Raw genomic sequence first — 595 nt, forward strand, 5'->3', positions numbered from 1 at the left:
GCAGCACGAAGAGCATGTCGAGCACCTTCGCCAGCGTCGGGTCCACCTCGTAATTCACGGTGGGCAGGCCGAACGTCATGCGCAGGAAGTTCTCGACGTAGTCCAGCGAGTTGTCCGGGTACGGCAGCGGGTGGCCGATGGACTTCTTGTACGCGTACGCCGCGATGGTCGGAAGCTTCGCCATCAGCCGGATCCCGGAGATCTCGACCTGCTCCGGATCGGTCGGCTCGAGCGCGTCCTGGTAGAACGTCGACAACGCGGTGACGGCCGAGGAGAGCACGGCCATCGGGTGCGCGTCACGCGGGAAGCCGGAGAAGAAGGCGCGCATCTCCTCCTGCAGCAGCGTGTGCACGCGGATCTTGTCGCCGAACTCGGCCAGCTGGGCCGGCGTCGGCAACGCGTCGTGGATCAGTAGATAGGACACCTCGAGGAACGAGGCCTTGCCGGCGAGCTGCTCGATCGGGAAGCCCCGATAGCGCAGGATGCCGGCGTCACCGTCGATGTAGGTGATCGCCGACGCGCAGGAAGCCGTGTTGACGAAGCCCTGGTCCAGGGTGACGTATCCGGGTCTCCTTCAGCAGCGCGCTGACGTCGA

Annotated in this window: 1 pseudogene; it reads right to left on the reverse strand. The window is 65.5% G+C overall.

Annotated features, from left to right (window positions below):
• Window positions 1-595 (reverse strand): annotated as a pseudogene (locus DMB66_RS60540) (citrate/2-methylcitrate synthase); the annotation flags it as partial.

The organism is Actinoplanes sp. ATCC 53533 (genome assembly GCF_003947245.1).